The sequence below is a fragment of the Spirosoma arboris genome (assembly GCF_009754945.1).
Lineage (GTDB): Bacteria > Bacteroidota > Bacteroidia > Cytophagales > Spirosomataceae > Spirosoma > Spirosoma arboris.
Genome location: NZ_WPIN01000027.1, coordinates 70,942 through 85,318, shown reverse-complemented (window position 1 = coordinate 85,318; position 14,377 = coordinate 70,942). Strand labels below are relative to the sequence as shown.

Here is a 14,377-nt window from a genome sequence, read left to right as displayed (position 1 = left end):
GAGCCAATACATATTTAAAGATCGAAATCGGACCGCCGAAGCGGAGTGAATGAGTGAAAGGGCGGACTTGTGTGCAATCACTCTTGCACTCTCTCGCTCTCTCGCTCTTTAGTATCCAATATTACCGTACCTCCCTTGATGCGAATGATGCGTTGCGTGCGGGCGGCTAATTCCATATCGTGCGTGACGAGAACGAGCGTTGTGCCGGCCTCGCGGTTGAGTTCAAAAAGTAGATCGACAACGGTGGCGCTGGTATCGGCGTCGAGGTTACCGGTTGGCTCATCGGCAAAGAGTAGTTTAGGGCGGTTGGCAAAAGCGCGCGCCAGCGATACCCGCTGTTGTTCTCCTCCCGATAGCTGAGTTGGATAATGATGTCCACGTTGCCCTAAGCCGACTCGGTCGAGAAGCGCCTGCGCTGTTTTAGCTGCTCCTTTTTCCCCCCGTAGTTCCAGCGGTACCATTACGTTTTCGAGTGCAGTGAGTGTGGGTAAAAGCTGGAAGTTCTGGAAAATGAAACCGACGTACTGGTTACGAATGGCGGCTCGCTGGTCTTCATTGAGTGTATCCAGGCGGATATCATTTAAATAAACACTGCCCGACGAAGCCCGGTCCAGACCAGCGCACAAACCGAGCAAGGTCGTTTTGCCACTGCCCGACGGACCAACAATCGAGAAGGTATCACCCGGTTCAAGAGTGAAGTTTACGCTATGGAGTACGGTCAAGTCACGGCCTCCGCTTGAATAGGTTTTGGTAAGATTTTCGACGCGCAGAATACTCATGGAAAAATCGTTTTAAACGCAAAGAAAGGTGCAAGGTTCGCAAAATATTCTTAGCGTACTTTGCGTATGTCTTAGCGCTCTTTGCGTTTAAATTCATTAACCGATGTATTCTTTATGAAGTTCTGCCTGAATCGACAAACAGCTTATTCTGTGATAAGCGGCCTATTGATACTCCTAACGGTCTGGGGCTGTGGATTATCTGATACGAAAACGAGTTCAACCAATACGAATGCTCCGGCATCCCAAGCCGAGTCGAAACCAGCCACTGCGGCCAAAAAGAAAATCGTGCTGTTTTATGGCAATAGTCTAACTGCGGGCTATGGCGTTGAACCGTCGCAGGCATTCCCTGCCTTGGTTGGTCAGAAGATCGACTCTGCCGGGCTAAACTACACGGTTGTGAATGCTGGATTGAGTGGCGAAACGACAGCCGGAGGGAAAAGCCGGATTAGCTGGGTGGTGCGCCAACCCGTTGCTGTATTCGTGCTTGAGCTAGGAGGTAACGATGGACTTCGAGGGCTTCCATTAACGGCCACGCGCCAAAATTTGCAGGCTATCATCGATACCGTTCGGCAGAAAAGCCCGCAGGCTACCATTGTGTTGGCGGGTATGCAGATTCCGCCCAACATGGGAACTTCGTATACCAAAGAATTTCGCGGATTGTTTAAAGAATTGGCAGATAAGAACAAGCTAATTCTAATTCCATTTCTGCTCGAAGGTGTTGGCGGTATTCCAAAGCTGAATCAGCCTGATGGTATTCACCCGACGCCTGCCGGACATAAAATCGTAGCGAATACAGTGTGGGAAGTGCTTAAGCCAGTATTGAAATAAGTTCCAGGTTTCAAGTTCAATGTTCCAGAATGCCAGAGGTATAACCTGGAACATTGAACTTAAAACAAATTAAAACGGATAACCTACTGCGATGTTAAATATCAGATTTTGTTTACGCCAGTCTGTACTGTCGAAAGCCATCTTATCGATGACCCACTCGCTGCCATCTGTTTGGTAGGGTTTGCGTAGGGGAGTGGCTATATCAAGACGAACCAGAAAGAAGGATAAATCAATCCGGACACCAACGCCCGTACCAATCGCAATCTGTTCATAAAACCGTTTCGGAAACTTCGCTTCTGGTCCGAATGTGTCTACGTCCGAATAGGACCAGACGTTTCCGGCATCGGCAAAAATAGCTCCCTCAAGATACTTGTTAAACTTGATCCGTAGTTCGGTATTGGCTTCCAGTTTAACATCACCCCCTCCGTCCTGAAATATGGGGACATTCTTCAACGTATCGCGTGTAAACAGACCCGGCCCAATTGCTCTTGGTCGGAACGCCCGAATACTGTTGCTACCCCCAACAAAGTACTGTTTGGTAAACGGCAGCGATCTGCCTTTTGAATTACCGTAGGTGATCCCTACGCCAGCAAACACGCGGTTCGCCCAGGTTATTTTCTGGGTTAGTTTACGATACAATCGACCATCGATATCAAGTCGAAGGTATTGAGCGTATGGAACGCCAAAAATCCCATTTCGAGGATCGTTTTCTAACGGCTTCCGAAAGAAAAGACTTGCCAGATTGCCAGCCACTTCTGCATTAGCGCTTATGCGATAACTGGTAGGTGAAAGGGAACGAATGGGGGAATTGAAGTTAAACGTATATAAAGAGCTTAGAATAAGCTGATCTGACCGAAAAACCGTATTGATATACTGCGATTTAACAATCGGTGCGGTGAGCGTATCCTGAATGATGTCATAAACGCGTTGGGAAACATCACTTAATGGCACATAAACGTAGTTGATATTGAATGGCTGGAAAACGTGCTCAATCTGCTGATTTTGTCTCCAGGCATACCCAAATGTTGTTTGAGCTGAGTTAATCCGATATAAACCCCCTCGAAGGATTGTTTGATAACCAATCGTCGCATTTGTTTTGGGTAGAGCCTGCCGCTGATCATACCGGAACCGGAAAGGGGCTACCAATCGTGGGAAACTTAGGGTTGCATCGGTGCCGAAGCGATAATTAGTTACTCCCTGGCCAGCGTCACCAACCTGAAATTCAATCCCGGCGTTTGCATTAATAGTTAATAATTCGGCTCGATGAAGCGCATTCCGGTTTCTCCAGCTCAGGATTACCTGCGTACCGTTGAAGTTATTCGAACGCGACGTACCATCTAACTCTGCCCGAACCGATTTCGCAGGATAAGGAGTCAGGTAATAATGGACATCCAGCACTGCCGTATCTCCCTGTTGATCAGGATCGAACCGATTCCGAACAAATTTAAAGGCACCTACATTAATGAACCGCGAGAGCGTAAGATCCTGCATGCGGCTGTTGTAACGTGCTCCTGGCTTCACCGTTACAACATCGCGAAACAATTTCTGATCGAACCGGTGGGTGGAGTCGATAACCTGGAATTGCTCTTCTGTTGTATAAGCCTGACGTCTATTCGTATCGTTTCGGGCTGTAGAGAGGTTATAATTTGAATAGATAAAGATGTCACGAATGTAATACGGCACGCTAGCTGCTTCGGGGATATCGGGCTTGATAGCAAAATACAGTTTTGTCCGATGCCTTGCTGTATCATTGTCGGCTATTACAGCGATGTAATCAGGTAAGAAATAATAGAAACCACGCTGTTTGATCGACTGGCTAATGCGTTCGCGCTCTAGCTTAATATTGTCGAATACATACGGATCACCTTTTTTGATAACGGTTCGTCGGGCTGATGCCAGCAAGGCTTTGCGAACAGGTGTGGAATCGACCAGAAAACCTGCTGAGTCGATCAAAAAACGTTGCTTCACATTAACCTCATAAACGCCCCTTGCTTTGTACCCATCTTCGGTAAGTTTCCCTGTCGCATCCGAGCCGAAATAACCCTGATTTTGTAAGGTGGCCTTGAAAATGGGAATATTTGACGAAATCGCTTTGGCACTAGCCAGAACAGGCTCCTGCCCAAATTTCTTCCGAAACCAGGATCGGAATCCTTTCGGTTTTTTGGGCTCTCCGAACAAATAGTATAAGCCGACTTTATAGGGATAGCCAAATAGTTGCTTATTGGGACGAGGACGGGCCAGCGCTGTTAACTGATCTTTCAGGCCACTTTGCTCAGTGGCAGAAACGGTTGAGTCGGCATGGATGTTAATATCGGTGCCCATATACAGCCGATCATTCGATGGTAAATGCTTGGCTATATTACAGGCACTTAGCAGAAAGCATAGAGCGTAGGGAACTAGGGAAGAGATATATCGACTGTTTTTTACCTGTATACGCAAGGCGAAAAACAGTCTCTCAAAAAAAGATTTTATCAGCGATACGTACTTCATAACGAATTAATTCAGCGCGGGGTTAGGCGACGGCCGACGGAAAATTTCGGCCAGTGTATTGAAATCCATCGAAATGATGAACCCAACTCCCGTTTCGATAATATAGCCATCCAGTACCGCTTGATAATCGTTGCGCCGGTAGGCACGCAGCACATATCGACCATCGCGAGTAATGTTATAGTTGGCCGACACGTTGTCGAATACCTGGTTTTGGCTAGGCACGGCAGCATTTGCCGAGTTATCAAGAACGAAATTTTTTCCAACCGAAACAGTTACACGTCCGGCCAGAAAACTACGCGACAACCCAACGTTAAGGTCGGTGCGGGAGCCGTTGGTGGTGCCACCCGTATTCGCACTACCTGCCTGAGATAATAAGTTGAAATCAACATCGAAGCCTTTTAAAACTCCAGACGCTAATCGACCCAATTGGTCCGAAATGAGTTTGCTTACGCTGCTGCGGGCAATGTTTTCTGCTTGTGTATTCAGCCCGCCATTATCCGAACCCGAGAAGAAGTCGGCCGAATTCTCGGGTAAGAATCGACTCAGAATTAATAGCGCAAACACTTGTTTGTTAATTTGAGCGGGGTCTTGACGGAGGCTTTTGAGCTTATCGGCGATCGTTGAACCAAGTTGACTGTCCTGACTGGTGGTATTATTTTCTACTTCAGGCAAGCGAATGTCAAAGCTTAGTTTTGGGGAAGCCAGATTATCACTAATTGTAAGATCGACCTCAAAGGGCAGCTTCCGTTTAAGGTCTGAAGCACCAAGATTAGTAGACTCGTTACCAATCAAATCGCCGGGAGGAGCTGCGACTTTATAGACCGCCGTCATGTTAATGTCGGCCTTGAGTGGGTCACCTGTAAAGTTAATATAACCCCCTTTTTGAAGCTGGAACTGCCGTTTTAGTACCTGATAGGTCAGCGAGTATTCGCCTTCCGTCACCTCATAGCGACCCAGTACTGTAAGCTCACCAGCCGCATTGACACCTACATTGAGTCGGGCATTGCCGCGTACACGCAGGTAATCGCCGTTCAGTTCATCGACAACAATCGTCAGTTCTGATTTTTCATCAGCTTCCAGATCGACCGAAATAGTTGAGGCACTTAATTGTTCGAAGGCCAGCCGTGGGGCGAGTGTATCCTTTTTAGGCTTGTATAAATACTTGACCAGTGCCAGCGAATCGTTGTGGTTAATAAATGTAACAATGCCATTTGCTTCATCAGCACTCGCTGCTTCATCGGGTAGCACCATCGAAATTTTGCTGTCATCTTCGAGCCGTACTGTACCGTTGATGGATGCATTCGCACCTTCGCCTTTAATTCGGAGATCGGTGCTTACTGCTGCCTGTCCGTAAGCATAATCATTGTCTTTACGACTGGCATTAAGTACCTGGAAATGATCGGCCTGAACGCGTAGATTGTACGCGACATTGGGCAGATTTTTCAATGTAACAGTACCGTTCGTCGTGAGCGTACGATTCAACGTATCCCGCAGTTTGAAGTCATTAAACGTAATGGTTTGATTCGAAAACGCCAACGCCGACTTATCAATACGGTACGTGGAATTTAGCTGTTTGATGTTAAAGGCTACTGAATCAAAATCGACTTTACCATCTAGTTTGGGGCTATCCGTAGCGCCCCCTACTGTAAAGTCGCCCGTAAGTTGTCCCTTTGCCTGGCGCAGTTCACCGAAACTAAAAGCTTCGATGGTTCGGGCATCCAACCGTTTCAGGTTAATGGCCAGATCGAGGGCTTCTTTGGCGTTTTCAGGATTATAAAAGCCTGTAACGGTAACGTCGTTATAAGGACCGGTAAGAGTAGTATTGACATTAATACGCCCATCGTCTCCATTTCTAAGTCGGGCCGTAAGGTTGCCAATAGGTTTCTGCATCACCTTCAAACTATCAACGTAGATCGACCCGATGAAGGAGAGCTTATTGGTGGTATTCAAATAATCACGCACAATGATGGTGCCGTTCAATTGACCACTGGCTAGTGTCGTATCCTGATCCGCCAGACGCGCTATATTGGCCAGTTCAATAGCATGAGCTGTTACCCGAATAGGTGCATTTTCGTATTGCTCGGTATTACTGATGTCAAGCGATTGTTGCCCCGTCTCGATATGGATGTTATTGACCCGCACGCCGTTTTTGCCATACTGCGCAAAACCAGTCGTATCTGTTTTCCAACGTTCATAATTGGTGAGTAAGCCATTGGGGGCAAACTTGAACCGATAACTGGAGTCAACAATACTCAACGTACCGGCTAGCCCATGCAAGTCCTGATTGATGGAATCTTTGTTGACGATAGCAAACCGGAACTGGTTATTGGCTGCGATACCATTCAAATCTGTTTGGCGAATCGTTATGCCATTATAAAGCACACCATCGATTCGCCCATCCACTTTTAGCTGATTATTAGCTCCCCGAATGGCAAAAGTACTTCCTTGAAGAGTAGTGGTATCGTAGACAACAACACCCGTTCTGAATGTAGCTGAAAGGGTTGTGTCTCTGGAATTATCCAAATAAGCATCGAATCGGACAGTATCCAGGCGGGTCAAGGCCGGAACAAAGGCCTGAAACAATGGATTCTGATACGCCTTTAGCGACATCGTAAACGCATGTGGGGGCGGAATTCTTTTGTACGCCAGTGAAGGTAAAGCAATATACTGGCTGATTTCGCCTGCAATGATGTCGTACAGTTGCGCATAGTCAAACTGTCCATTCAACTTGAGTTGAGCCCCCGGCAGTCGCGCAACTACATTCTTTGTATTTCCATCTGCAGCCAGTTTAGCATAGAGCGAATCGATCGGATAATTTTTGCCATTCAAACTCAAAACCGCATCACTCGCCGACACAGTCCCGACGGGTTTGGCCGGATCGGTCGAAGCCATGTCGAGTAGGATTTTTCCTTTTAGCGCCAGTGGGTCTTTGTATAATTTGAGCTTTTGCAAATCCAACTCCTGTATAACCACTTCCCCGGCTACACTTGGGAAATCGCCTTTCAATCCGACTTTGGTATCGATGGCCAAATTGGCGTTGGGGTCTTTGAGTGCACCTGTCAGATTCACGAGTCCATTCGATAATCTGCCTTTCGCATCAAGGTTTTGGTAGACATAGCCGTTTAAGTCGGCAGATTGTATGGCCAGATCGAAATTGGTTGTCAGCGTTTTTACATCAATGCCCCGCCCGTCGACGGTGGCTCGACCCGTTATTTTACCAATTGTTCCGGTTTGCTTAAGCCATTTACCTGCATCGAACTGATTAAGATTAAGCGTGCCTTTGTAGGTTTGATTCTTCCCGGCAACAAAGCCTGCCAACCGCCCGTCGAAATTGGCCGTACCCCATTCCGTAGCCAATTTGGCATCTAAAATGAGATCATTCAACTGACCATTGATCTTGCCGGTAAGTTTTAGTGTTTTAGGCAGATCAATTGATGAAGGAATGGACCCTTTGGGTGCCAGCTTGTTAATATCGGCTAAGCTCGTTGTTGCTTCCTGCACCGTCATGGCTACACCTAAATGATCAGGGTCGGTCACGTTTGTCAGTTTGCCACTGGCGCGAACTCTGGTACCCGATAACATGGTCAGCTCAACACGGGGTAAATTTAGGGCGGCTAACGTTCCAACGGCCTGCGCATTCGCTTTGAAAATGCCCCCTTTATTACCGGCGAACGGTGGCGTATTGGCCAAATCGGGTGCCAACTTCAGCACATCATCCACCGAGAGACGACTATCACGGAGGTTCACCCGAACGTTAACTCGTTTCGCAAAGCGTGGGTTGCTCAGCTGACCCAGCGAGTCATAACGTAACACTACCTGATCGCGGAGTAGTGTGGTTGGGGTTTGGATATAAAGTTTGGTTAAGGTTGTAGTGGTATCCGTATAGAGCAGATTACCATCAAGTTGCTGTAGAACAAACGTATCACCAGCCCGTGCGGTCGGAGCCCGGAAACGACCATTTCGCAATTGACCACTGATTCGTTGACCACGTTTCCCTAAATCCTGATAAGCCAGAAACTTCCCATCAATCCCTAAATTCTGCAAATCAAGGTGACCGTAGTCAAGTCCTTGTTTTTGGCGGGGAGCCGTTTCATCATCGAATCGAACCCGATTGTTCGCAAAACGAACATTGGTGAGCTTAGCTTGCCATCCAGGCGCTGTTGACGCAGTAGTAGCCGTTGGTGCTGTTACGGCTGGTTTTTTCGTCGGTTTGGTTAAGACGGCGGCAATATCAGCGTTTGTAAGGTTGAGCGATTTAATGCCAATTTTCTCGCCTTCCAGATACAAATAATCGGATTCCATGGCGAGTTGATCGGCGCTTCCCTGTGTTTTAAAGTCGGCCGTTTCAACACGGATATCCCATTTTGTGTGGTTTAACTGCCATTTGCCCAATGCAAGATCAAGCGTATCGCCGGGTTTGCTCGGAGCACTTGGTGGAGTAGGTAAGCCTTCGTACAGACGGGTATAAACATTCAGACCGTTCGCAGCCACATTAGCTAAATGATATTGCGATTTGGCTACGTCGGTTTTGTCGAATGTTGCTTTCAGGCTGTCCAGATAGGCATTTACATCCGCTCCTGCTACATCATCCTTATACTTAATCCGAACGTCTCTCAGCGCAATACCCGTCAGGTTAATCGCCATCGGTGTCGATACGGTGTCAGATGGCTCTGGTGTACCAGCGGGTTGTGTAATGAAAGCGTTGAGAATGTATTGGAAATTGAACGCCGTATCGGGGAGGGTACGAGTTATATTCAGCTTAATATGCTCTAATTCGATCTGGTTCAGGCCAACGCGGTTGTTCAATAAGCCCCACATGTCGAGGTCTATCCGCATTCGTCCACCGTTCAGGAGTGTATCGCCTTTGGGTGTTTTGAAAAACACATCTTCCAGTTCAATCCAGTCGGGAATAGAGTATTTAATCCGCCCAATATGAAACGGTGACTGAAGTTTTTGAGCGAGATACGAGTTCACCTGTTTCGTCACGAACTGCTGACCCCAGGGTGTTGTAGCCACAAGCACCACAAATCCCCCCAGCAACAGGACGAGAGCAAGGATACCAAGAAGAACACGAACGATCAGTTTCGTCACAATAAATTAAGTTTCCGGTTGGCTCGAAACCGGTTTAGTAGTACACAGGGAAACATGGGTTTCCTTTCATAACGAGTATGGCTGGAAAATGTTAGCGAGATCGTGCTAAAGCTAGCGAATGTCCAGATACATCTACAAATTATCAAATTAAGCCCATCGATTACCAACTATGCGGTTTAGGATTGCTTTCTAGATACCTTATACAAATTAGATGCTAGTAAACGAACTACTATGCTATACGTCAATAGTTGATAGAAACCGACTGCCTAGTTAGGCAACCTTTTGTCCAGTTCAAAGCTCTTTCTTGAACAAGTTGTTGCAGACGCGGGTCGTAGGGGGTAATTTTGGGCTTCACTTCGGTTCAACCATGAGCGACCTTTTTACTGCTGAATCTATTGTCAGCCTGCTTACCCTGACATTTTTGGAAATTGTCCTGGGTATCGACAACATTATCTTTATTTCCATTGCGGCCAATAAGCTGGCTCGGAAAGACCAGCCCAAAGCACGGAACATCGGTTTGGCACTGGCTATGGGATTCCGTTTGGTGCTGCTATTGGGTATTTCGTTCGTCATATCGCTGAGTAAGCCATTCACGCATGTTGATTCGGGTTGGTTCAAAGCGGCTTTCACGGGTCAAAGTCTGATTCTATTTGCTGGCGGGCTATTCCTGCTTTATAAAGCCACGTCCGAAATTCACCACAAGCTGGAGGGTGGAGAACATGAGGAAACGGGCTCAGCAAAAAGCAAAACGACTATTTCGAGTGTGGTGGCGCAGATTGCTGTTACGAACATCGTTTTCTCCATCGACTCGATTCTGACTGCCATTGGCTTGACGCAGAATGTAACGATCATGATGATTGCCGTTGTGCTGTCTATCCTGATTATGATGTTCTTTGCCGGACCCGTGGGCTCGTTTGTGAATGAACACCCCACGATTCAGATGCTGGGTCTGGCCTTTCTGATTATGATTGGCTTTATGCTAGTGGCCGAAGGCGCCCACTTGTCAGAAGTTGTGATTTTCAATCAGGAAGTTGGAACCGTGCCCAAAGGCTATCTCTACTTTGCTATCGCCTTCTCACTGCTGGTCGAATTCCTGAACATTCGTCTGCGCAAAAAACAGAGTCCTGTTAAGTTGCATAACTACGAAGGCCAGCCGGACCAGGATGGAATGATTTAAACTTAGTTATTTGTGGAGTGAGTGAAATAGGTGGAGTAGGTTAAGTAAGTATAATGGGGTTTTCGATCATCCTTACTTAACCTACTCCACCTACTTCACTCGCTCCACTCACTTCACGAACCACTTATCTTGTCCCTTACCGATCAATTAAACGACATTATCAACAGCCTCGGTGGTTTCGGACCAGAGGTGTGGTTATCGGCGTCTTTCTGTATACTACTGGTTGCCGAACTACTATTCGTTCGGGGAACTTCTTTATTAAAGGCCCGTCGATGGTTAGCGGGTTTAAGTGTCGGTATCGTAGTGGTAGCGGGGATTTGGGCAATGCTATTGCCAACACGAGGGCACCTGTTCATGCACCTGCTATTTGTCGATAATCAGGCGATTTTCATTCAGGTGGTGGTTGCATTGAGTGCGGCAATGGTCTTGCTATATGAAGCGTTCACGACGTCGGAACAGGTTAACTTCCAGCCAAAATTACCGCTTGAATGGTATCCACTGTTGATTGCCATGACGCTGGGTTTGTTTATGATGACCCTGTCGGTCAATATGTTGAGTATTTACCTGAGCATTGAATTAGTTTCCATCTGTTCGTATTTACTCACAGCCCTCACCGCTGACCGGAAAGCATCGGAAGGCGGGATTAAATACCTGCTGTTTGGGGCAGTCAGCTCGGCAATTATGCTCTACGGTATGTCGCTACTCTATGGCATGACCGGCACGCTGGATCTGACCGCCGACGTATTCGGTGCAGAACTTGCCCATCAGGATACTTCTGTGGCAACGGTAGCCCTGCTGCTAACCGGAGCCGGATTGTTTTTTAAACTCGCTGGTGTACCGTTTCATGTCTGGACACCTGATGCCTACGAAGCGGCACCCGTTCCGGTAGCTGCATTCTTTTCGGTGGGACCAAAGGCCGCTGCGGTACTGGTTTTGATGCGACTTGTAACTGCCCTCCCGACCGAGCCGGTACTAGGCGGAGCTACAGCCAGTTCACTACAAACTCCACTAGCTGTGCTGGCGCTTGCGGGCATTTTGATTGGTAATCTGTCGGCCCTTCGTCAAACGGATGCGAAACGGCTATTAGCTTACTCGACGATTGCCCATGCTGGCTTCCTTTTGGTTGGGGTTGTGGCCATGAGTCAGGCTGGTTTTGAAGCTGTTTTGTTCTACGTTGGGACCTATCTATTCATTTCGCTTGCCGCTTTCTTTCTGGTCGACTTATTGGCTCGGAGTAACGGCACCGATTTAACGATCAGCAATTTTGCAGGTCTGGGACCAAAACAACCTTTATTATCGGTAGCTCTTACGGTGGTCATGCTTGCCTTAACGGGCTTACCCCCAACAGTCGGGTTTACGGCAAAAATTCTATCCTTTTCAGCGCTTTATGATGCGTATCAGCTAAGTGGTAATTCTTGGTTGCTGGCTTTATTCGTACTGGGCTTGCTGAATGCATTAATCTCGCTTGTCTATTATCTCAAAATTCCTTTCCTACTCTTTTTTCGACCAATGGCGTCTACTACAGATGGGCAGCAGTCGACTTCTGCTCCCAAAGCTGCTATTGGACTTGCTGTCGGATTAGTAATACCAATCGTAATTTTATTTTTGAAACCAGAACTCCTGCTGCATTGGCTGACGAACTGGTAGTTAAGTGCCCGGTTGCTCAACTGCAACTACAATCACTCAAAAGCGGGTACTTTTTTTGTTTCTTTGTGCTTCAATAAGTTGTTGTGTGCCTATGAACCCGGTCCTGGATATGACCATCGATGAATTGTTTGAGCAATTCGATAAACTCCGCGTTCTGATTATTGGCGATGTCATGCTCGACTCCTATGTATGGGGGCGTGTGGAACGAATTTCTCCCGAAGCACCGGTTCCGGTCGTAACGGTTGATCGGCGTGAGTTGCGCCTGGGCGGAGCGGGTAATGTGCTGCTAAATGTGCAGGCATTAGGAGCTGAAGCAATTATTTGCTCAATCATCGGAACCGATGGGCCCGGTGATCAACTCCAACAGGAACTCTGTGACCGGGAATTGAACTGCGATGGCCTGATCCGAAGTGCTGACCGAATTACGACGATTAAAGAACGAATTATTGCTGGTTCGCAGCAAGTAGTACGTGTAGATACCGAAACCGATAAATACATTACAATTGATGAACGGACGCAGTTAATTGCGAAAGCAAAAGAACTGATTCCGACCTGCCATGTCGTTATTTTTGAAGACTACGATAAAGGTGTTCTGAGTAAAGAAGCCATTGCCGAAATCACCGATTTTGCTAATGAGCAAGGCATTCCAACGGTAGTTGATCCTAAAAAACGCAACTTCCTGGCCTACCAGAATACAACACTTTTTAAGCCAAATCTGAAAGAACTACGCGAGGGATTGAAAGTTGAATTTGACGTAGACAATGCGGATGAATTTCAGGCAGTCGTGACGCAGTTGAAGGAAACGCTGAACCTGAAAGGCGCGCTCATCACCCTGTCGGAACGGGGCGCTTTTATTGACTATAACGACGAACAGCTGAAACTTCCGGCTCACGTTCGGAAGATTGCCGACGTATCGGGGGCGGGTGATACTGTGATCAGTATTGCCGCCTGTTGCGTTGCGCTGAAACAGCCTCCCAGTATTATTGCAGGTTTGTCTAACCTCGGCGGTGGCCTTGTCTGCGAATCGGTTGGCGTTGTTCCGATTAATAAAGCGCAGCTAAAGGAAGAAGCAAAAGATAATTTGTAATGTGGTCGGACTGGCGTTCCAGCCTCTGGGCCGCCGAGTCAAAGGTTAGGTATGACGCTGGGCTCCAGGATCAATCGTGTGGTGCCGGGTTCTAAAACCCGGCACGATCAGGTTTCTCAAAACCTAATCGTGCCAGTTATTTATCCGCAATATGTTAGGTTTTGAGAAACCTAACGTGGCAGGTTTTAGAACCTGCCATCACGGAAAGGGCGGAGATTCACAATGTTGAAAATTCCTTCACTGCATCCACAAAACACCTTGCCTTGTCGGGGTCGGTATCAGGATAGATACCATGGCCAAGGTTAGCAATGTAATGTTGATGACCAAATGCGCTGAGCATTTGCTTCACTTCTGCCCGTATCTGGGCAAAATCAGCGTAAAGTACACAAGGATCAAGATTCCCCTGCAAGACTCGATCCGGGATCAATTGGCGCGACTCATGCGGGTCCATATTCCAGTCGATACCCACAACATCGCAACTCAACTGGCCAATTTCATGCCGGGCAAAGAAGGCGCCCTTTGCAAAAACTGTGACCGGAACGTCAGTTATTAGGTCGCAAATCTGTTTGATATAAGGCAGCGAAAACGTGCGATATTGTTCTGGCGAGAGAATGCCCGCCCATGAATCGAACAACTGGATTAAATCGACCCCGGCTCGTATTTGTGCCTGTAAGTAAGCAATAGTGCTATCGGTGATTTGCTGGAGCAAGGCATGGGCAAAATCGGGATCGGTGTAGAGCAATTTCTTGGCCACCGAGAAGGTTTTACTGCCTTTACCCTCGGTCATGTAACAGAAAATAGTGAACGGCGCCCCCGCAAAACCAATAAGCGGCACGCGATTATTCAGCTCTTTCTTGGTCAATTTAATAGCATCCAATACATAGCCAAGATCGCTTTCGGCATCGGCCACCCGCAGACGACTCAGATCAGCCTTATTGCGAACGGTGTCTGGAAAAACCGGCCCCCGGCTTTCGATCATTTCGTAAGGAAGTCCCATTGCTTCGGGCACCACCAGAATATCGGAAAAAATAATAGCAGCATCCACATCGAAGGCATCGACGGGTTGAATCGTTACTTCAGCGGCTAATTCAGGTGTTTTTGCCAGGGTTATGAAACTGCCAGCCTTCTCCCGTACAGCGCGGTATTGAGGTAATACACGTCCGGCCTGGCGCATCATCCAAACAGGTACGCGCTCGGTCAATTCGCCCCGTGCGGTGCGGAGCAGCAAATCATTTTGTAAAGTCATGGTGCAAAGATAATCTGAACCGGGATTCGTCA

General features: G+C 47.5%; 8 protein-coding genes. 4 read left to right on the top strand and 4 right to left on the bottom strand.

Features of this window, described 5'->3' with window-relative positions; all coding sequences use genetic code 11:
- Positions 1–77 precede the first annotated feature (77 nt).
- Positions 78–779 carry an ABC transporter ATP-binding protein gene (locus tag GO755_RS37950; protein ID WP_157590661.1) on the bottom strand — a complete coding sequence of 234 codons (702 nt, stop codon included), beginning with the start codon at positions 777–779 and terminating at the stop codon, positions 78–80.
- Between the two features lie 114 nt (positions 780–893).
- On the opposite strand from GO755_RS37950, the gene GO755_RS37945 reads away from it, so the two are divergent.
- A complete protein-coding gene (locus GO755_RS37945; RefSeq protein WP_157590660.1) occupies positions 894–1,607 on the top strand; it encodes an arylesterase in 714 nt (237 codons plus the stop codon).
- Between the two features lie 69 nt (positions 1,608–1,676).
- Here GO755_RS37945 and tamL read toward each other — a convergent pair whose 3' ends face one another.
- Both tamL and GO755_RS37935 read right to left on the bottom strand, forming a co-directional pair.
- Positions 1,677–4,097: a translocation and assembly module lipoprotein TamL gene (tamL, locus tag GO755_RS37940; RefSeq protein WP_157590659.1), complete on the bottom strand. Its 2,421-nt coding sequence runs from the start codon at positions 4,095–4,097 to the stop codon at positions 1,677–1,679.
- A 6-nt stretch (positions 4,098–4,103) separates the two neighbouring features.
- The gene (locus GO755_RS37935; protein WP_317166041.1) at positions 4,104–9,188 is read right to left on the bottom strand and encodes a translocation/assembly module TamB domain-containing protein; all 5,085 of its coding nucleotides are present in this window, start codon (positions 9,186–9,188) and stop codon (positions 4,104–4,106) included.
- Positions 9,189–9,555: 367 nt separating this feature from the next.
- Between GO755_RS37935 and GO755_RS37930 the strand changes: the two genes are divergently transcribed.
- The 3 genes from GO755_RS37930 to GO755_RS37920 all read left to right on the top strand — a co-directional run bounded on the left by GO755_RS37930 (position 9,556) and on the right by GO755_RS37920 (position 13,099).
- On the top strand, positions 9,556–10,365 hold the full coding sequence (locus GO755_RS37930) for a TerC family protein (RefSeq protein ID WP_157590658.1): 810 nt from the start codon (positions 9,556–9,558) through the stop codon (positions 10,363–10,365).
- A 129-nt stretch (positions 10,366–10,494) separates the two neighbouring features.
- On the top strand, positions 10,495–12,012 hold the full coding sequence (locus GO755_RS37925) for an NADH-quinone oxidoreductase subunit N (RefSeq protein WP_157590657.1): 1,518 nt from the start codon (positions 10,495–10,497) through the stop codon (positions 12,010–12,012).
- A gap of 91 nt (positions 12,013–12,103) precedes the next feature.
- Positions 12,104–13,099: a bifunctional heptose 7-phosphate kinase/heptose 1-phosphate adenyltransferase gene (locus tag GO755_RS37920; RefSeq protein WP_157590656.1), complete on the top strand. Its 996-nt coding sequence runs from the start codon at positions 12,104–12,106 to the stop codon at positions 13,097–13,099.
- 217 nt (positions 13,100–13,316) lie between these two features.
- Here GO755_RS37920 and hemE read toward each other — a convergent pair whose 3' ends face one another.
- The gene (gene hemE, locus GO755_RS37915; RefSeq protein WP_157590655.1) at positions 13,317–14,345 is read right to left on the bottom strand and encodes a uroporphyrinogen decarboxylase; all 1,029 of its coding nucleotides are present in this window, start codon (positions 14,343–14,345) and stop codon (positions 13,317–13,319) included.
- Between the last annotated feature and the right edge of the window lie 32 nt (positions 14,346–14,377).